The sequence below is a fragment of the Cupriavidus sp. GW822-FHT06G04 genome (genome assembly GCF_058799075.1).
Genome location: NZ_JBXALD010000017.1, coordinates 14155 through 31826, shown reverse-complemented (window position 1 = coordinate 31826; position 17672 = coordinate 14155). Strand labels below are relative to the sequence as shown.

The following is a 17672-nucleotide window of genomic DNA, read 5'->3' as shown; positions in this document are numbered from 1 at the left end:
ATGAATCGCATCGCCATCGGCCTGCACTACGACGGAGCGGCATTTTCGGGCTGGCAGTCCCAGCCGCATCGCAACACGGTGCAGGATTACCTGGAGGACGCCATCGAGCGCTTTGCAGGCGTGCGCTTGCTCACGACGGTGGCCGGACGGACCGACACCGGGGTGCACGCGCTAGGCCAGGTGATTCATATCGATACAGCGCTTGAGCGCGACAAGTTTTCCTGGGTCCGAGGCGTCAATGCCTTCCTCCCTCCGTCGATCGCGTTGCAATGGGCCGAGCCGGTCGACGAGAATTTTCACGCACGGTTTCTGGCATTCGAGCGTATGTATTACTACGCGCTCTACACGGGCCCGCATCGCGCGCCGATGATCCACGGTCGTGCCGGGTATCAGATGCTGCCGCCGGGACAGCGTCTCGATGTCGAGGCGATGCGCGCCGCCGGCGCCTGCCTGGTCGGCGAGCACGATTTCTCGGCGTTTCGTGCCGCCGAATGCCAGGCGAAGTCACCCGTGAAAACGATGTACGAAGTGACGATCCAGGCGGACGGAAACTGGGTGTTTGTGCGGTTGCGCGCGAGCGCGTTCCTGCATCACATGGTGCGCAACCTGATGGGATGCCTGGTGGCGATCGGTCGGGGCCGTTATCCGGCGGAATGGATGGCCGAGGTCTTGGAGGGCCGCGACCGGCGCAAGGCGGCGCCGACGTTCATGCCCGATGGCCTGTACCTGGCAGACGTAAAATATCCCGAGCCGTATCGCCTGCCCAGGGCCGATCTTTCCGCCAGCCTCTTTCACGGAGTGTTCGCCAATGACGACGCCTGATTCCGTTCGCCCACGCACGCGCATCAAGATTTGCGGGCTGACGCGCGAGGAGGATGTGCACGCGGCCGTGGATGCCGGGGCTGACGCTATCGGACTGGTGTTTTACGACAAGAGTCCCCGTTATGTCGACGTGGCGCGCGCCGCCGCACTGGCCGAGCAGGTGCCGCCCTTTGTCACCGTGGTCGGACTGTTCGTCAATGCCGATGCCGAGGAAGTGGCGCACGTGGTCGAACGAGTGCCGCTCACGCTACTTCAGTTTCATGGCGACGAGTCCGCGCAGCAGTGTTCCGAAATCGCCCGCCGCTGCCGCCTGCCGTTCATGCGCGCCGCCCGTGTCCGGCCGGGGCTTGATTTGGTAGAATTCGCCGATCAATACCGTGACGCAGCCGGTTTGTTGCTGGATGCCTTCGTCGAAGGCTACGGCGGCGGCGGTCACGTCTTCGACTGGACCCTGATCCCTGCTCAATGGCTTCCGCCCGATCCTGCCAACCCTCGCACCGGCGACGCTCCTCGCATCGTTTTGAGTGGTGGGTTGAACGCGCAAAACGTCGCTGGTGCGATTGAACGCGTACGCCCCCATGCCGTCGATGTCAGCAGCGGCGTGGAGGCGGCCAAGGGTGTGAAGGACCACGCCCGCATTGCCGCATTTGTGCGCGCGGTGCGCATGGCAGACGCAGGGTAGGCGGATCCCGCCTCAACAGTGCCGAGCCGGCACCCATCCCTGCCTTGTCATCGGCCGCGCCCGATTCCGATTTTTCGCGTTCCCACGCATGCGTGTGGGGAACGCCATCTGAGAGCCTGGACATGTACAACCTGCCCGATTCCCGGGGCCATTTCGGCCCATATGGCGGTACGTTTGTTTCCGAAACCCTGGTTCACGCCCTGGACGAGTTGCGCGCCGCCTATGCGCACTTCCAGAACGATCCGGATTTCACTGCCGAGTTCGAGCGCGAACTGAAGCATTTCGTCGGTCGTCCGTCGCCGATCTATCACGCCCAACGCTGGAGCGAGACGCTTGGCGGCGCGCAGATCTATTTCAAGCGCGAAGACCTGAACCATACCGGCGCACACAAGATCAACAACGTGATCGGCCAGGCGCTGCTGGCCAGGCGCATGGGCAAGAAGCGCGTGATTGCCGAGACCGGCGCCGGCCAGCACGGCGTGGCCACGGCCACGATCGCCGCGCGCTTCGGCATGGAATGCGTGGTGTACATGGGATCCGAAGACGTGCGTCGCCAGGCGGCCAACGTCTATCGCATGAAGCTGCTCGGCGCCACGGTGGTGCCGGTGGAAAGCGGCTCGCGCACGCTCAAGGATGCGCTGAACGAAGCCATGCGCGACTGGGTGACCAACGTGGAAACCACGTTCTACATCATCGGCACCGTGGCCGGCCCGCATCCGTATCCGATGATGGTGCGCGACTTCCAGTGCGTGATCGGCGAGGAATCGAAGGTCCAGATGCCCGAACTCACCGGCCGCCAGCCGGACGCCGTGATCGCGTGCGTAGGCGGCGGATCGAACGCCATGGGCATCTTCTACCCGTATATCGAACACAAGGATGTCGAATTGATCGGCGTGGAAGCTGCTGGCGATGGCCTGGAGACGGGGCGTCACGCCGCGTCGCTGATCGGCGGCACGCCCGGCGTGCTGCACGGCAACCGCACCTATCTGCTGCAGGATGGAAACGGCCAGATCATCGAGACGCATTCGGTCTCGGCGGGCCTCGATTATCCCGGCGTCGGACCCGAGCATGCATGGCTCAAGGACATTGGTCGCGCGCAATACGTGCCGATCACCGACGACGAAGCGCTGAAGGCCTTTCATGATTGCTGCCGGATCGAGGGCATCATCCCGGCGCTGGAATCGAGCCATGCCATCGCCTACGCGTGCAAGCTGGCGCCGACACTGGGCAAGGACAAGCTGCTGCTTGTGAACCTGTCCGGCCGTGGTGACAAGGACATGCACACGGTGGCCGAGCGTGCGGGGTTGAAACTCTGATGCGCGCGCTGCCCCCTGACATGCCGTCGCGAGTGGAAGAGGGCGGCGCTGCGGCGCCGTTCGATATTCTCGACACCGACGCGGTTCGCCTGTTCCAGGAAGATGCGCTGGAAGGCATCCAGCGTATCGCCGACGGATCGATCGATCTGATCGTTGCCGATCCGCCCTATGGCCTGGGCAAGGATTACGGCAACGATTCGGACCTGCTTTCGGGCGACGCCTATCTGGAATGGTCCGAGCGCTGGATGGACGCGATCATTCCCAAGCTGGCGCCGCGCGGCACGCTCTACCTGTTCTGCACCTGGCAATACTCGCCCGAGTTGTTCGTGATGCTCAAAAAGCGGCTGACGATGATCAACGAGATCATCTGGGATCGCCGCGTGCCGAGCATGGGCGGCACCACGCGCAAGTTCTCTTCGGTGCATGACAACATTGGCTTCTTTGCCCGCCAGCGCGACTACTACTTCGATCTCGATCCGGTGCGCATTCCGTACGACGCCGAGACCAAGAAGGCGCGTAGCCGGCCGCGTTTCGAGGGCAAGAAGTGGCTTGAGGTCGGCTACAACCCGAAGGATCTGTGGAGCGTGCCGCGCATCCACCGCCAGGACCCGGAACGCGCCGATCATCCGACGCAGAAGCCGCTCGAAATCGTCGAGCGCATGGTGCTGTCGAGCTGTCCGCCCGGCGGCGTCGTGCTCGATCCATTCACCGGCAGCGGCACGACGGCCGTGGCCTGCGTGCGTCATGGCCGGCGCTTCGTCGGATTCGAGATGAATCCGCAATACGCGGCGCTGGTGCGCGAGCGCGTGACCGCCGCGCAACCCGTGTATGCGCAGATCCAGCCCGACGCTTCCGAACCGACCTCCGACGCTGCCAACGACGACGCCCAGGCGTCGATCGTGGAACGTCTTATCTGATGGCCACTGACATGTCCCGTATCCAGAAGACTTTCGCGGCGCTCGCCGCGCAGAACAAGAAGGGTCTGATTCCGTTCATCACCGCTGGCGATCCCGAGCCCGGCCTGACCGTGGCGCTCATGCATGCGCTGGTGGAAGGCGGCGCCGACGTGATCGAGCTTGGCGTGCCGTTCTCGGACCCGATGGCCGACGGCCCGGTCATCCAACGCGCTTCCGAGCGCGCCCTGGCGCAAGGCGTGTCGCTGACGCACGTGCTGGGCTGGGTGGCCGAATTCCGCAAGACCAACGCCACCACGCCGGTTGTGCTGATGGGTTATGCCAACCCGATCGAGCGCATGGGCGAGGACGCCTTCGCCAAGGCGGCCGCCGCTGCTGGCGTCGATGGCGTACTCGTGGTCGACTATCCGCCAGAGGAGTGCGAGTCGTTTGCCGCGCTGATGCGGACCAACGGCATGGATCCGATCTTCCTGCTGGCGCCCACTTCGACCGACGCGCGCATCGAGGCCGTCGCCAAGGTCGCCAGCGGCTACCTCTACTACGTGTCGCTCAAGGGCGTGACCGGTTCGGCCACGCTCGATCTCGACAGCGTCGCGGCGCGCCTGCCGCTGATCAAGCAGCATGCCAACCTGCCGGTCGGCGTTGGTTTTGGCATCCGCGACGCACAGACCGCGCGCGCGATCGGTGGCGTCGCCGATGCCGTCGTGATCGGCAGTCGTCTGGTGCAACTGCTCGAAGATGCGCCGCGCGACCAGGCGGTGGCGTCGCTGCGCAGTTTTATCGCTGGCATCCGCGAGGCATTGGACGCCTGAAATCGTGTCCAACGCCTGACGTTCCTGCCGAAAACCGCATCGATTGAGATTTATGCATCACAATTGATGCGGTTTGACTCGGCGAGTCGTCGCGGGCGTGGTAAATTCGCGGCCTGATTCCCTGCCGTCCCTGTGTCCGGCCTCTCGGCGAGAGGCGTCGATGCGCGGGCGGCAGTTATCCGAAAGGAGCTTTCATGAGCTGGTTGGATAAACTCCTGCCTCCCAAGATTCAACAGACCGACCCATCGACCCGCAAGGGCATTCCCGAGGGGCTGTGGGTCAAGTGCCCGTCGTGCGAGTCCACGCTGTACCGCACCGATGTCGAGGCCAATCTGCATGTGTGTCCGAAGTGCGACCATCACATGCGCATCCGCTCGCGCGAGCGGCTGGACAAGCTGCTGGACGCCGAAGGACGCTATGAAATCGGCCAGGAAATCGTGCCCGTCGATGCGCTGAAGTTCAAGGACACGAAGAAGTATCCGGACCGCATCAAGGCCGCCATGGATGAAACCGGCGAGACCGATGCGATGGTGGTCATGGGCGGCGCCATCCACACCATCCCCGTGGTGGTGAGCTGTTTCGAATTCGAGTTCATGGGCGGTTCGATGGGCTCGGTGGTCGGCGAGCGCTTTGCGCGCGGCGCGCAGGCAGCGCTGGAGCAGAAGGTGCCGTTCATCTGCATCACCGCCACCGGCGGCGCGCGCATGCAGGAAAGCCTGCTGTCGCTGATGCAGATGGCCAAGACCACGGCCATGCTGAACCAGTTGTCGAATGCGAAGCTGCCGTTCATCAGTGTGCTGACCGACCCGACCATGGGCGGCGTGTCCGCGTCGTTCGCGTTCCTGGGCGACGTGGTGATCGCCGAGCCGAAGGCCCTGATCGGCTTTGCCGGTCCGCGCGTGATCGAGCAAACCGTGCGCGAAAAACTGCCGGAAGGCTTCCAGCGCGCGGAATTCCTGCTGCAGAAGGGCGCCATCGACATGATCGTGGACCGCCGCAAGCTGCGTGCAGAACTTGCGCAACTGCTGGCCTTGCTGCAGAAGCAGCCGGCCGATGCGGTGGCCTGACGCGATAGCGTGAATTGCAGGACAATGGCGCGGGTGCCACAACCCGCGCCATTTTGTTTTTCTGAAGCCGCGAGCGGGACGCCGCCGGCGCCTGAATCCCCGGCGCTTCCTTGGTGCCGATAGCGCTTCTTCGCGTAGTACGACGAGACGTAACCAGCATGCCCATCTTCCACAATCTCCCCGACTGGCTCGCACATCTGGAAATCGCCCATCCGGTGGGCATCGACATGGGCCTGACGCGCATTACGCGCGTCAAGGAAGCGCTGGGCCTGCGCATCGACGCCGTGGTTTTCACGGTGGGCGGCACCAACGGCAAGGGATCGACCTGCGCGATGCTCGAGCGCATCCTGCTCGAGGCCGGCTACAAGGTGGGTCTGCATACGTCGCCCCACCTGATCTCGTTCAACGAGCGCGCGCGCATCAACGGCGAGCAGGCCACCGACGCCCAGCTGCTGCCGCATTTCGAGGCGGTCGAGCGCGCCCGTACCAGTTTTGCCGATCCGGTCAGCCTGACCTATTTCGAGTTCACCACGCTGGCGATCATCCACATGTTTGCCGCGGCCGGGCTCGACGCCATGGTGCTCGAAGTCGGGCTTGGCGGCCGGCTCGATGCGGTCAATGTGATCGACACGGATTGCGCGGTCATCACCAGCGTCGATATCGATCACACTCAGTACCTGGGCGACACGCGCGAGAAGATCGGCTTCGAGAAGGCGGGGATTTTCCGGCCCAACGTGCCGGCCATCTGCGGCGACCCGTTGCCGCCGCAATCGCTGATCGATCATGCCGAGGCGATCGGCGCCGATCTGTGGCTGGTGGGGCGCGATTTCCGCCATCAGGCCGCGCAGGGACAGGAGCGCCAGCAATGGGACTGGAGCGGGCGCGGGCGCAAGCTCAACGGACTCGGCTATCCGGCGTTGCGCGGCGCCAACCAGCTGCTGAACGCTTCCGCTGCGCTGGCCGCGCTGCAGGCCATGCGCCCGCGCCTGCCGGTCAGCGCGCAGGAGGTGCGCAACGGGCTTGCGTTCGTTGAATTGCCGGGGCGTTTTCAGGTGATGCCGGGACGCCCGGCCGTGATCCTCGATGTCGCGCACAATCCGCACGCGGCGGCGACCCTGGGGCAGAACCTCGAAAACATGGGCTTTTTCCGCTACACCTATGCGGTCTTCGGCTCCATGCGCGACAAGGATATCGACGGCGTACTGCGTCATGTGGCCGACAAGGTCGATCACTGGTGCCTGTGCGACCTGCCTTCGGAGCGTGCCGCGACGGCCCGGGAACTGCGCGAACACCTCGACACCGCGGGTTTTCAAGAAGGCCCCGACAATACCGCCGCCTGCTTTTCGAGCCCCGAACTGGCGTATCGCGATGCCATCGAGAGAGCGACCGAGAATGATAGAATCCTGGTCTTCGGGTCGTTCTTCACCGTTGCCGGCGTGCTGGCGTATCGCGCTACGCAAGCCAACTGAGAAGCCATTCCACGGCTTTGCACGGGTACGACATCGCACCGAACACCACTCTTTGGGCATTTATGGGCCTGCTTTCGCTGTTCTCGTCCCGCAAGGGCACTGATCCGGCGCCGGAACGCGGTCGCCGCACACGCGCGGAATCGAGCGCCGGCGCGTCGCGACGGTCGGCAGACGATTACGCCGACGACACCCTCGATCCGGATTTCCCCCAGAAGCAACGCGCCCGGCGCCGCCTGATCGGTGCGGTGGTGCTGCTGGCCGCGGCGGTCATCGTGTTGCCGATCGTGTTCGAGCACAAGCCCCGGCCGGTTTCCGAGGATGTGGCCGTCAGCGTGGCCAACGGGCAGGCCGCCTCGCAGAAGCCGAAGATCGAACAGCGCAAGGCCGAACCGTTGCCGCCGGCTGCCAACGCCGGCCGCAACGACGCAGCGCTCGATGCCGGCGAGGAAATCGTCAGTGCGCCGGCCGCCGACAAGCCGAAAACCGATGCCAAGGCCGACACCAGGCAGGCCGACGCCAAGCCCGCGGATAAGCCCGCGGACAAGTCCGCCGCGGCAAATACCAAGTACCTGATTCTGATTGGGGCGTTTTCCTCCGAGGAACGTGCCAAGAACTGGCTGGCCAAGCTCAAGGAGAGCAAGGTGCCCGCCTACGTGGAAAAGAAGACGCTGGCCGACGGCGACCGCCTCCTGCTGCGCGCGGGGCCGTTCGCCAATCGCGACGCGGTCGACGTGGCCGAGAAAAAGGTGCGGGCGCTGGGCCTGACCGCGAAGGTGGTCGAGCAATAACGCCGCAATTGCAGGGCGGGAATTTGCCCCCATCTGACAGGGATTGACGTCGCGCGCATGGCTTTTACTTTTTTCGATTACGGTGTCGCCTTCATCCTGGTGGCGTCGGCGCTGATTGGTGTATTGCGAGGCCTGGTGCGCGAAGTGCTGGCGCTGGTGGGATGGGTGGTGGCGTTTGTGCTGGCCTACCACTTTGGCGGCATCGCCGCGCAGTGGATGCCCGAATCGTTGCCGGGCGGCGCCCTGGCGCGCAGTGCGCTGGGTTTCCTGACCGTCTTTTTCGGCACATGGATCGTATCGGCGCTGGCCGGCGCAGTGCTGGGGCAGTTGCTGGAAACCACCGGGCTGAAGCCGGCCGATCGCGGGCTGGGTTTGGTGTTCGGGCTGGCGCGCGGCGTGCTGATCGTGATGCTTGTCGTGGTGCTGGCCGGGCTGACAAAGCTGCCGGAAGAACCATTCTGGCGTGACGCGGTGTCGCGTACCTATGTAGTGCAGGCGATGGATGCGTTGCGGCAATGGCTGCCGCCCGACCTGGCCAAGTATGTGAAGACATAATCGAAGACGCGAGCGTTTGCACAACGCGCGCTTGCGGCGCAGTATCAACGCAGGTCCCGTCGCGCCCATGACGGATCAGCGCCCCTGAATTAATTGCCTTTCCTGGGAGTTCGGCATGTGCGGTATCGTCGGCGTGGTTTCCACCAGCCCTGTCAACCAACTCATTTATGACAGCCTGCTGCTGTTGCAACACCGCGGACAGGATGCAGCCGGCATCGCCACGGCCAACGGCAGCACCTTCCACATGCACAAGGCCAACGGCCTGGTGCGCGATGTGTTCCGCACGCGCAACATGCGCAGCCTGCCCGGCAATTCGGGTATTGGCCAGGTGCGTTATCCGACGGCCGGATCGGCATCGAGCGAGGAAGAAGCCCAGCCGTTCTACGTGAACGCACCATACGGCATCATCCTGGCGCACAACGGCAACCTGACCAATTCCGAGCAGTTGCGCGAAGAAATGTTCCGCCGCGATCGCCGCCACATCAACACGCACTCGGATTCGGAAGTGCTGCTCAATGTGCTGGCCGACGAATTGCAGCGCGGCAGCAACGGCCAGACGCTCGACGCCGAAGCGATTTTCAAGGCGGTGTCCGGCATGCATCGCCGCGTCAAGGGCGCGTATGCGATCACCGCGCAGATCGCCGGGTCGGGCCTGCTGGCCGTGCGCGACCCGTTCGGCATCCGTCCGCTGTGCATCGGCAGCATTGATACGCCGACCGGCAAGGAATACCTGATTGCCTCGGAATCGGTGGCCCTGGAAGGCATGGGCTACAAGATGGAGCGCGACGTGGAGCCCGGCGAGGCAATCTTCGTCGATCTGGACGGCAAGCTGCACAGCAAGCAGTGCGCGGAAAATCCGCAGCTGACGCCTTGCATCTTCGAATATGTCTATCTGGCGCGTCCCGATTCGTGTATCGACGGAGTGCCCGTCTACGATGCGCGGCTGCGCATGGGCGATTACCTCGCGGAGAAAATCCGCCGCGAAGTGCCGGCCGGCGATATCGACGTGGTGATGCCGATTCCCGATTCGAGCCGCCCCGCTGCGATGCAGGTGGCACGCGCGCTGGGCGTGCCGTATCGCGAGGGCTTTTTCAAGAACCGCTATGTTGGCCGCACCTTCATCATGCCGGGCCAGGCGGTGCGCAAGAAGTCGGTGCGCCAGAAGCTGAACGCCATGGGCGTCGAGTTCAAGGGCAAGAATGTGCTGATCGTCGACGATTCGATCGTGCGTGGCACCACGTCGTTCGAAATCGTGCAGATGGCCCGCGACGCCGGCGCCAAGAAGGTGATCTTCGCATCGGCCGCGCCGCCCGTGAAATTCCCGAACGTGTACGGCATCGACATGCCCACGCGTGCCGAGCTGGTTGCCCATGGCCGCACCGACGAGGAAGTGGCGCGCATGATCGGCGCCGACCAACTCGTGTATCAGGATGTCGAGGCGATGAAGCAGGCCGTGCGCGACATCAACCCGAAGCTGCGCGATTTCGATGCGTCGTGCTTCGATGGCAAGTACATCACCGGCGATATCGACGAGGCGTACCTGGATCGGCTGGAAACGGCGCGCAGCCAGGCCGACCGCGAAGGCACCAGCGGCGGCGAGACGGAACGTTCGCAACTGCACTTGCAACGCTCGGGCGGCAACGAATAACGACAACCAACCATTGGGGCAGCACAGCAGCATGAGCGAACCGTTCAATCCCGAGTCCTACGGCATCGACACCCTCGGCGTGCGCGCCGGCACCTTGCGCACCGGCGAATTCATGGAGCACTCCGAGGCGATGTACCTGACCTCGAGCTTCTGCTTCAACAACGCCGCCGAGGCCGCCGAGCGCTTTGCCAACTCGGAAGAGGGCTACACGTACTCGCGTTTCACCAACCCCACCGTGTCGATGTTCCAGTCGCGCCTGGCTGCGCTGGAAGGCGCGCAGTCGTGCATGGCCACGGCGTCGGGCATGAGCGCGATCCTGTCGGTGGCGTTGGCCTCGCTGCAGTCCGGTGATCACCTGGTCAGCTCGCGCTCGATCTTCGGCTCGACGATGACGCTATTCAACACGATCCTCGCCAAGTTCGGCGTGGAGACGACCTATGTCGACGGCGGCGACCTGTCGGCGTGGCGTGCGGCCGTGAAGCCCAATACCAAGCTGTTCTTCCTGGAAACGCCGTCGAATCCGCTGACCGAAGTGTCCGATATCGCGGCCATCGCCGATATCGCGCATAACGCTGGCGCGGTGCTGGTGGTCGACAACTGTTTCTGCTCGCCTGCGCTGCAACAGCCGATCAAGTTTGGCGCCGATGTGGTCGTGCATTCGGCCACCAAGCACATTGATGGCCAGGGCCGCGTGCTCGGCGGCGCCGTGCTGGGCAAGCACGACTTCATCATGGGCAAGGTCTTCCCGTTCGTACGCACGGCCGGGCCCACGCTGTCGGCCTTCAATGCGTGGGTGATGCTCAAGGGCATGGAGACGCTGGCAATCCGCATGGAGCGTCATTCGCAAAGCGCGCTGGCGATCGCTGAGTTCCTGGAGTCGCATCCGGCCGTGAACCGCGTGTTCCATCCGGCGCTGAAGTCGCATCCGCAGTACGACGTCGCGCAGCGCCAGCAAAGCGGTGGCGGGGCGATCGTCTCGTTCGAACTCAAGGGGGCCACGCCGGAGCAAATGCGCGCCAACGCCTGGCGTGTAATCGACAACACCAAGTTGTGCTCGATCACCGGCAACCTCGGCGATACGCGCACGACCATCACGCATCCGTACACCACCACGCATGGCCGTGTGGCACCGGAGGCGAAGGCCGCCGCAGGTATCACCGAAGGGCTGATCCGCCTTGCTGTTGGCCTGGAATCGGTCGACGACCTGAAGGCGGACCTGCTGCGCGGTCTCGGCCAGTAAGCGTTTGATCCGCCCGTTCCCGACGGTGGGAGCGGGCGGCTTCCTCAGCGCAGCAATCGCCTGCGCAACAGTATCAGCGCCACCACCAGCGCCACGGCCGCGTATGCGGCAAGCACCGCGACGTGCAGTGCGGCATTTTCCACCGGTCGGCCCAACATCAACGGACGTATCAGCGCCACGGCATGCGCCAGCGGCAGCACTTGCGTGGCCTTTTGCGCGGCCTGCGGCAATTGCTCCAGCGGAAAGAACACGCCTGAAAGCAGCAACATCGGCGTGATCACCAGCGTCTGGTAGAACATGAAAAAGTCGTAGTTGGGCGCCAGCGCGGTGACGATCATCGCCAGGCTTGCAAACGCGATGCCGGCCAGGACGATGACGGGTAGTGCGGCCAGCGCGCCAGGAAAGTGCGCGTAGCCGAGCAGCCCGGCCACCAGCATGATCGCCGCACCGGACAGCACGGCCTTGCTGGCGGCCCACAGGATTTCTCCCAGTACCACATCGCCGAGCGTGAGCGGCGCGTGCATGATCGCTTCCCAGGTACGCTGCACGTGCATGCGCGAGAACGCCGAGTACATCGATTCGAAACTGGCCGACATCATCACGCTGGACGCGGTGGTGCCGGCTGCCAGGAACGCGATGTAGGACACGCCATGCACCTGGCCGACCAGCAGGCCGAGCCCGAGACCCAGACCGAACAGGTAGATCATCGGATCGGCCAGATTGCCGATCATCGACGGAATGGCCAGTTTCTTCCAGACCATGAAGTTCCGGTACCACACCATCATCCAGTTGCGGGCATTGCGCGGCAGCAACGGTTGCGGATAGTGTTCGCGCCGAGGTATCGCGGCGGTGCCGTCGGCCGGCATCGCAACCTCGGATTTTTGCGGATCCTGTTCGCTCATCTCAGTCTCTCATTTCGCGGCCGGTCAGCTTGAGGAACACATCCTCAAGGTTGGCGGGGCGGTGCAGGTAGCGCACGCCACCCTTGCCGTGCAACGCGGCGAGCAGTGCATCGGGTTGGCGCACGTAACAGAACAAGGTTTCGCCGCGCATCTCGCAGCGGTCAGCCAGTGGTGTCAACGAATCCCGCAGCGGTCCCAGTTCGTCGCCGTAGACCTCCACCACATCGCAGCCGATTTCGCGGTCGATCAGTTCGTGCGGCTTGCCCTCGGCGATCTTCCGGCCCGCATCGATGACGCAAAGATAGTTGCAGAGCCGTTCCGCTTCTTCCATGAAATGCGTGGTCAGCAAAATCGTCTTGCCCGCCGCCAGCAGCGATTTCAGACGCTCCCAGATCAGATGGCGCGCTTGCGGATCCAGACCGGTGGTGGGTTCGTCCATCACTAGCAGGTCGGGGTCGTTGATCAACGCTCGCGCTACGGTCAATCGTCGGCGCATGCCGCCGGAAAGGTCGCGCACCTGCGCCTCGGCGCGGTTTTCGAGCCGTGCAAATTCGAGCAGCTTGGGTACGCGCCGGGCGATTTCGGCCGACGACAGGCCGAAGTAGCGGCCGAAAATGCGCAGGTTTTCGATGACCGAAAAATCGGGGTCGAGGTTATCGAACTGCGGCACCACGCCGACACGCATACGCGCCTGCGGCGCCCGCTGGGGAATCGGCTCGCCGCACAGCATCAGTGTGCCCGAGGCCGGTGTCGTGAGCCCCAGCAGCATGCGCAGGGTGGTGGTCTTTCCCGCGCCGTTCGGCCCCAGCAGGCCGTAGCACTGGCCAGGCTGGACTTCGAGATCGAGGTTGTCCACGACGAGATGGTCGCCGTAAAGCTTGCGCACATTGCGCATTTGGAGGATGGCAGTCAAGGCAGCGTCCCTGAAGGCGATATGCGCCATTATGCAGGGCATCGCGCGGCGCATTGTTGCCGCAGCGCGGCAAGACAATTCCATTGGGAGGCCGGGGCGAATTCCCGCGGTGGATCCGGGATAGGCGTACTCTCTACTTTTTGCGACGACACGTTGAGGAGCGGCAATGTCTTTCGAACACTGGATTGCATTCGTCCTGACCAGCGTAGTTCTGCTGATCATTCCCGGCCCGACCATCCTGCTGGTCATCGGCGACGCACTGGCGCATCGCGGCCGCAGCGCCTACGCGACGGTGGCCGGTGTGGCCGCGGGCGACCTGACTGCCTTCACGTTGTCGATGGTCGGCCTCGGCGCCGTGCTGGCGGCCTCTGCCACGTTATTTACGGCGCTCAAGTGGGCTGGCGCCGCCTATCTGGTTTATCTGGGCGTGCAAACGCTGCGCACGGCTGGCGCGGCCAGATCGTCCGAGATGGCGCCTCAGGCCGGCAGCGGCTCGCAGCGCTTTGCCAAGGCCTGGCTGGTGACCGCACTGAATCCGAAGAGCATCGTGTTCTTTGTGGCGTTCGTGCCGCAATTCATCGACGCAAAGCTGGCATTCTGGCCGCAGGCGATCGTGCTGATCCCCACCTTCGTCGTCTTGGCGACGGCAAATGCCATGGTGTACGCGATGTTGGCGCGCTCCCTGGCGACGCGGCTGACTTCCCGGCGTGCACAGGCGAATGTGCAGCGCGCCGGTGGTCTTACGCTGATCGGCGCGGGCGTACTGATTGCCACGCGGGCCTGAGGCTTGACGCATCGACGGCGTTGGAGCGCGCCGGGACGAAAAAAAACCGCCAGCATGCTGGCGGTTTTTTTGGGGCAATGCGCGAATCAGTAGAGCTTCTTCGGCAGCATTTGCATGCGCAGACGCTTGCGCAGGCGGGCCTCGGCAGCCTTCTTCTTGCGCTTGCGCTCAGTCGTCGGCTTTTCGTAGGCGGTGCGGCTCTTCAGTTCCACGATCAGGCCAGTCTGCAGAATGGCGCGACGGAAACGACGCATTGCAACTTCAACGGGCTCACCCGGTTTCAGAACGATCTTAGTCAATTCAGTCCTTCAGGAAATACCGCCCAAGGGCGGAGGGTTCATACGGGGGGAAACATCGCCGCGTCGGGCTCCGGAGCCTTTCGTGACGGTGGTATTGCACGCTGCGGCGAACGCCGCGGTGCGCCCCCGCGAACCTGCATGGACCGAAATCCGTACTGCCAGTGTCAGGGGTGATGGGCCAAATTTTCCTACGTAGGTAAAAACTTGGCGCTACCTGTTTCCATGATATTGCGCAAGAAATACGCCGGTAAGCTTTTACAGGTATACCGGGCGGGAGTCAAGCTATTCAGGGCAATCCGAGATGATACACCAAATAATGTGCGCGCGAGTCGCCAAAATTTGGTGTCGTGGCACCGCGGCACCTGCAGCGCAAACTGTGATGCGGTGGGCATAGCGTGGGTGGCCGACGGCGCTTTTTCTCGACCTTCGCGCACCGTGTCAGGGGGGGGGGGGCGGCGGCGGGGCGAGGGCGAATCAAGTTCGTGACTGGCCCTTGAGATCGTGTGCGGCCGTCCGAGGCTCGCGCAGGCTGTCGAAAAAGGAAGCGACGGGGTGGCTTGAAAAGTGATTCCGGAAAAGCAAAAGGCCGATGCTTTCGCATCGGCCTTTTGCTTCTATCGGTTGGCTCCCCGACCTGGGCTCGAACCAGGGACCTACGGATTAACAGTCCGGCGCTCTACCGACTGAGCTATCGGGGAACAGCTGAGAAAGAAATTATAACCAGCTTCTCTTCGTTTCGTCAACAACTTTTTAACGTTTTGTTTTCGTTAGCAGGTTGTCATCGGAACTCTGGTTCGCCTCGAAACCGGCCTGCAGTGGGCGTTTCCGCCTTTTGCTTGGTTGCCGTGTTTGTCAGCGAGGCCGCATTATAGCCAGCTTTTTGATTTATGCAAACAAAAAAACCGCCGTGTGGCGGTTTTTTTGCGATGGCGCTCGAAGTATCAGTCGAACACCGGCGTTTCGACGCCCAGCACCTTGTGCAGCTTCGGCGAGGTCGTCGTGTATTGCATGTGGATCTTCTTGTCCGGGAAGATGTACGGCGCAGCGCCGAACGCTGCCAGCGCAGCCTCGTGGAAGCCCGACAGGATCAGCTTCTTCTTGCCCGGATAGGTGTTGATGTCGCCCACCGCGAAGATGCCTGGGATGTTCGTCTCGAACTTCTCGGTATCCACCTTGATCTGCTTGCGTTCCAGATCCAGGCCCCATTCGGCGATCGGGCCCAGCTTCGGCGACAGGCCGAAGAACACCAGCAGGTCGTCCACGGGCATGCGGCGCGTCACGCCGTCGCCGCCGGTGACCTTGATCTCGGTCAGCACGCCGTCTTTTTCCTCATAGCCGCCGATCTGGCCGACCATGAATTGCATTTCCATTTGCTCGCAGAGTTCGCGCATCTTGGCCACCGAGGCCGGTGCGGCGCGGAAACCGTCGCGGCGGTGAATCAGCACGACCGATTCGGCCTTGCCCACCAGATCCAGCGTCCAGTCCAGCGCCGAGTCGCCGCCGCCCACGATCACCAGGTTGCGGCCGTGGAAGCGGCTCGGATCCTTGACGCGGTAGAACAACTGCTTGCCGTCGAACTTGTCGATGCCTTCCACCTTGACCGTACGCGGCTGGAACGAACCCACGCCGGCGGCGATGAAGATGGTCTTGGTAATGAAGCGGGTTCCGAGCGACGTTTCGACAAAGAAACGGCCGTCTTCGCGGCGTTCCACGACGCTGACTTCCTGGCCCAGGTGGAACGTGGGCGAGAACGGTTCGATCTGCTTGAGCAGGTTGTCGGTCAGTTCCTGGCCCGTGCAGATAGGCACGGCGGGAATGTCGTAGATCGGCTTGTCCGGATACAACTCCACGCATTGGCCGCCGACGACCTTGAGCGAGTCGATCACGTGGGCCTTGATTTCGAGCAGACCCAGTTCAAAGACCTGGAACAGGCCGACGGGGCCCGCGCCCACGATCAGCGCATCGATTTCCAGCGGCTGTCCGCCGGTGTGGCCGCCGGCCTGCTGAGTCGCGTCGGCCACGGGATTTGGAATGCTCAAGTCCATATTCGTCCTGATACGTTGTGGGCACGCAGGTGCCCGGCATTACGGGAAAGCGCGTGGGGACGGGCTTTCGACGGCGCTCTGCCGGTGCTGTCCGGCATCGGTCGCGCCTGTTTGTCTTAGCGCTGCAGGTATTGCAGCTTGTCGGTGGCGTCCTTCCACTCTTCGGCTTCGGCCAACGGAGCCTTGGTCTTGGTGATGGACGGCCAGTTGCGGGCAAGCTCGGCATTCAGTTCGATGAACTGTTGCTGGTCGCCCGGCACATCTTCTTCAGCGTAAATCGCGTTCACCGGGCATTCGGCCACGCACACGGCGCAGTCGATGCATTCGTCGGGATCGATGGCCAGGAAATTCGGGCCTTCGCGGAAGCAATCGACCGGACACACATCAACGCAGTCGGTGTAGCGGCAACGGATGCAGGATTCGGTGACAACGTGAGTCATTTCGGTTCCAGAAAAACGGATCGGTCTTCGATGGGGGATAGTCCAAGGCCATTCCTGCCTTGCTCTTGCAAGCCCCCGCGCCTGTTGTTGGCGTGCATGTCAATCGGGGTAACTTGGGGCGAGCGAGGGCCGTGGCCTTTCAAAGACCGATATTGTAGCCGAGCCTTCCCGCAAGGATAGCCAGTCTATATAGCCGGGTAAGATAGTTTTCTTATTTCTTTATGTACATCTCTGTCGACCTGCCGTGGGAGGAGTGCGTGGAAGGCGGCTTCGACGCGATGTGCCTGCCGAGTGCGCGGGCGCCAACTAGTATTCGTTGGGACCTCAAGCAGCGCTTCAGGCCAAAAAAGTTACCTATATGCAACAATCCCGCTCAGTCACCTTGCAACGCAGTCCAGGAGAACAACGATGAAGGCTCGTTTTGCGATCCGGTTGCTTTGGTGCGTGGGCACGGCGGCGGCCCTCCTGGGCGCCGCCGTGGGGATGGCGCAGCCCGTCGAGCCCCCTGTGGCGCCATCGGCGAAGCGGGGTGAAATGGCCGATAGCGTGGTGTCGCGGCTGGTGGCATGGCGCTCGCGGACGGATCAACCCGTGTCGCTGGCCGCCCTGACAGCCTTCGACTGGGACAGTTTCAGCGTGATCCGCACACCGGCGGGCATCGCCATGGCCAACTGCAATCGGGATGGATTTCTGCCGTGCGGCCAGGATCTGCAGCCGCCGTCGGATGCGCTGATCCAGGTGCTGCGCTTCGATCGCGCGGGCCAGGCGGTCTACCAGGAGCGCATCATGGTCGCCTCGGCCGCCTTTGCCGATCCGCTTCCGACGGCCGTGTCGCGCGCGCAGGCCATGCTCGTGACGTGTCCCAATGCGCAAGGACGGCCCCTCTGGTGCCTGCAATCGCGCGAACGTCCGCACCAGGCGCCGTCGGCGCTGGATAATCTCAATGGCGCCTGAAGGGTCCGTGCCAACCCGGGCG

18 protein-coding genes and 1 tRNA gene are annotated in these 17672 nt (G+C 63.4%); 13 read left to right on the top strand and 6 right to left on the bottom strand.

Annotated elements, in window-relative coordinates; all coding sequences use genetic code 11:
* The 11 genes from truA (at position 1) to AC1RKI_RS27495 (ending at position 11313) form a co-directional block, all read left to right on the top strand.
* On the top strand, positions 1-822 hold the full coding sequence (gene truA, locus AC1RKI_RS27545; RefSeq protein WP_061957858.1) for a tRNA pseudouridine(38-40) synthase TruA: 822 nt from the start codon (positions 1-3) through the stop codon (positions 820-822).
* Complete coding sequence (locus AC1RKI_RS27540) at positions 809-1504, top strand: phosphoribosylanthranilate isomerase (protein ID WP_061957859.1); 696 nt, start codon at positions 809-811, stop codon at positions 1502-1504. The genes truA and AC1RKI_RS27540 overlap by 14 nt, the downstream gene beginning before the upstream one ends.
* A gap of 122 nt (positions 1505-1626) precedes the next feature.
* Positions 1627-2820 carry a tryptophan synthase subunit beta gene (gene trpB / locus AC1RKI_RS27535; protein WP_227459167.1) on the top strand — a complete coding sequence of 398 codons (1194 nt, stop codon included), beginning with the start codon at positions 1627-1629 and terminating at the stop codon, positions 2818-2820.
* Positions 2820-3737 carry a DNA-methyltransferase gene (locus tag AC1RKI_RS27530; RefSeq protein ID WP_244785673.1) on the top strand — a complete coding sequence of 306 codons (918 nt, stop codon included), beginning with the start codon at positions 2820-2822 and terminating at the stop codon, positions 3735-3737. Before trpB ends, AC1RKI_RS27530 begins: the two co-directional genes overlap by 1 nt.
* A gap of 11 nt (positions 3738-3748) precedes the next feature.
* On the top strand, positions 3749-4546 hold the full coding sequence (gene trpA, locus AC1RKI_RS27525) for a tryptophan synthase subunit alpha (RefSeq protein ID WP_061957886.1): 798 nt from the start codon (positions 3749-3751) through the stop codon (positions 4544-4546).
* 194 nt (positions 4547-4740) lie between these two features.
* A complete protein-coding gene (accD, locus tag AC1RKI_RS27520; RefSeq protein WP_061957862.1) occupies positions 4741-5613 on the top strand; it encodes an acetyl-CoA carboxylase, carboxyltransferase subunit beta in 873 nt (290 codons plus the stop codon).
* 158 nt (positions 5614-5771) lie between these two features.
* Positions 5772-7082 carry a bifunctional tetrahydrofolate synthase/dihydrofolate synthase gene (gene folC, locus AC1RKI_RS27515; RefSeq protein WP_061957863.1) on the top strand — a complete coding sequence of 437 codons (1311 nt, stop codon included), beginning with the start codon at positions 5772-5774 and terminating at the stop codon, positions 7080-7082.
* A gap of 62 nt (positions 7083-7144) precedes the next feature.
* Entirely contained in the window at positions 7145-7870 is a 726-nt protein-coding gene (locus AC1RKI_RS27510) for an SPOR domain-containing protein (protein WP_492794874.1), read from the top strand.
* A 57-nt stretch (positions 7871-7927) separates the two neighbouring features.
* Positions 7928-8425 carry a CvpA family protein gene (locus AC1RKI_RS27505; RefSeq protein ID WP_244785666.1) on the top strand — a complete coding sequence of 166 codons (498 nt, stop codon included), beginning with the start codon at positions 7928-7930 and terminating at the stop codon, positions 8423-8425.
* A gap of 115 nt (positions 8426-8540) precedes the next feature.
* Positions 8541-10073: an amidophosphoribosyltransferase gene (purF, locus tag AC1RKI_RS27500; RefSeq protein WP_061957866.1), complete on the top strand. Its 1533-nt coding sequence runs from the start codon at positions 8541-8543 to the stop codon at positions 10071-10073.
* Positions 10074-10104: 31 nt separating this feature from the next.
* A complete protein-coding gene (locus AC1RKI_RS27495) occupies positions 10105-11313 on the top strand; it encodes an O-succinylhomoserine sulfhydrylase (RefSeq protein ID WP_061957867.1) in 1209 nt (402 codons plus the stop codon).
* 44 nt (positions 11314-11357) lie between these two features.
* Here AC1RKI_RS27495 and AC1RKI_RS27490 read toward each other — a convergent pair whose 3' ends face one another.
* Together AC1RKI_RS27490 and nodI are read right to left on the bottom strand one after the other, a co-directional pair.
* Positions 11358-12215 (bottom strand): ABC transporter permease, encoded by an 858-nt coding sequence (locus AC1RKI_RS27490; protein WP_280519588.1) that lies wholly within the window; start codon positions 12213-12215, stop codon positions 11358-11360.
* Position 12216: 1 nt separating this feature from the next.
* Positions 12217-13158 carry a nodulation factor ABC transporter ATP-binding protein NodI gene (gene nodI, locus AC1RKI_RS27485; RefSeq protein ID WP_227459170.1) on the bottom strand — a complete coding sequence of 314 codons (942 nt, stop codon included), beginning with the start codon at positions 13156-13158 and terminating at the stop codon, positions 12217-12219.
* Positions 13159-13294: 136 nt separating this feature from the next.
* Here nodI and AC1RKI_RS27480 point away from each other — a divergent pair, with 136 nt between their 5' ends.
* On the top strand, positions 13295-13912 hold the full coding sequence (locus AC1RKI_RS27480; protein ID WP_492794877.1) for a LysE family translocator: 618 nt from the start codon (positions 13295-13297) through the stop codon (positions 13910-13912).
* Between the two features lie 86 nt (positions 13913-13998).
* On the opposite strand, the gene rpsU is transcribed toward AC1RKI_RS27480, so the two are convergent.
* The 4 genes from rpsU to fdxA form a co-directional block, all read right to left on the bottom strand.
* Positions 13999-14211 (bottom strand): 30S ribosomal protein S21, encoded by a 213-nt coding sequence (gene rpsU, locus AC1RKI_RS27475; RefSeq protein WP_008648415.1) that lies wholly within the window; start codon positions 14209-14211, stop codon positions 13999-14001.
* Positions 14212-14833: 622 nt separating this feature from the next.
* Positions 14834-14909, bottom strand: a tRNA-Asn gene (locus tag AC1RKI_RS27470).
* 243 nt (positions 14910-15152) lie between these two features.
* Positions 15153-16256 (bottom strand): NAD(P)/FAD-dependent oxidoreductase, encoded by a 1104-nt coding sequence (locus tag AC1RKI_RS27465; RefSeq protein WP_150981846.1) that lies wholly within the window; start codon positions 16254-16256, stop codon positions 15153-15155.
* Between the two features lie 116 nt (positions 16257-16372).
* Entirely contained in the window at positions 16373-16696 is a 324-nt protein-coding gene (fdxA, locus tag AC1RKI_RS27460) for a ferredoxin FdxA (RefSeq protein WP_061957871.1), read from the bottom strand.
* A 408-nt stretch (positions 16697-17104) separates the two neighbouring features.
* On the opposite strand from fdxA, the gene AC1RKI_RS27455 reads away from it, so the two are divergent.
* The gene (locus AC1RKI_RS27455) at positions 17105-17650 is read left to right on the top strand and encodes a hypothetical protein (RefSeq protein WP_061957872.1); all 546 of its coding nucleotides are present in this window, start codon (positions 17105-17107) and stop codon (positions 17648-17650) included.
* The last annotated feature ends 22 nt before the right edge of the window (positions 17651-17672 follow it).

Bases quoted from the DNA above. Each gene is read 5' to 3' on its own strand.
- truA (WP_061957858.1), top strand. From the start codon at position 1: ATGAATCGCATCGCCATCGGCCTGCACTACGACGGAGCGGCATTTTCG.
- AC1RKI_RS27540 (WP_061957859.1), top strand. From the start codon at position 809: ATGACGACGCCTGATTCCGTTCGCCCACGCACGCGCATCAAGATTTGC.
- trpB (WP_227459167.1), top strand. From the start codon at position 1,627: ATGTACAACCTGCCCGATTCCCGGGGCCATTTCGGCCCATATGGCGGT.
- AC1RKI_RS27530 (WP_244785673.1), top strand. From the start codon at position 2,820: ATGCGCGCGCTGCCCCCTGACATGCCGTCGCGAGTGGAAGAGGGCGGC.
- trpA (WP_061957886.1), top strand. From the start codon at position 3,749: ATGTCCCGTATCCAGAAGACTTTCGCGGCGCTCGCCGCGCAGAACAAG.
- accD (WP_061957862.1), top strand. From the start codon at position 4,741: ATGAGCTGGTTGGATAAACTCCTGCCTCCCAAGATTCAACAGACCGAC.
- folC (WP_061957863.1), top strand. From the start codon at position 5,772: ATGCCCATCTTCCACAATCTCCCCGACTGGCTCGCACATCTGGAAATC.
- AC1RKI_RS27510 (WP_492794874.1), top strand. From the start codon at position 7,145: ATGGGCCTGCTTTCGCTGTTCTCGTCCCGCAAGGGCACTGATCCGGCG.
- AC1RKI_RS27505 (WP_244785666.1), top strand. From the start codon at position 7,928: ATGGCTTTTACTTTTTTCGATTACGGTGTCGCCTTCATCCTGGTGGCG.
- purF (WP_061957866.1), top strand. From the start codon at position 8,541: ATGTGCGGTATCGTCGGCGTGGTTTCCACCAGCCCTGTCAACCAACTC.
- AC1RKI_RS27495 (WP_061957867.1), top strand. From the start codon at position 10,105: ATGAGCGAACCGTTCAATCCCGAGTCCTACGGCATCGACACCCTCGGC.
- AC1RKI_RS27490 (WP_280519588.1), bottom strand. From the start codon at position 12,215: ATGAGCGAACAGGATCCGCAAAAATCCGAGGTTGCGATGCCGGCCGAC.
- nodI (WP_227459170.1), bottom strand. From the start codon at position 13,158: ATGGCGCATATCGCCTTCAGGGACGCTGCCTTGACTGCCATCCTCCAA.
- AC1RKI_RS27480 (WP_492794877.1), top strand. From the start codon at position 13,295: ATGTCTTTCGAACACTGGATTGCATTCGTCCTGACCAGCGTAGTTCTG.
- AC1RKI_RS27465 (WP_150981846.1), bottom strand. From the start codon at position 16,256: ATGGACTTGAGCATTCCAAATCCCGTGGCCGACGCGACTCAGCAGGCC.
- fdxA (WP_061957871.1), bottom strand. From the start codon at position 16,696: ATGACTCACGTTGTCACCGAATCCTGCATCCGTTGCCGCTACACCGAC.
- AC1RKI_RS27455 (WP_061957872.1), top strand. From the start codon at position 17,105: ATGAAGGCTCGTTTTGCGATCCGGTTGCTTTGGTGCGTGGGCACGGCG.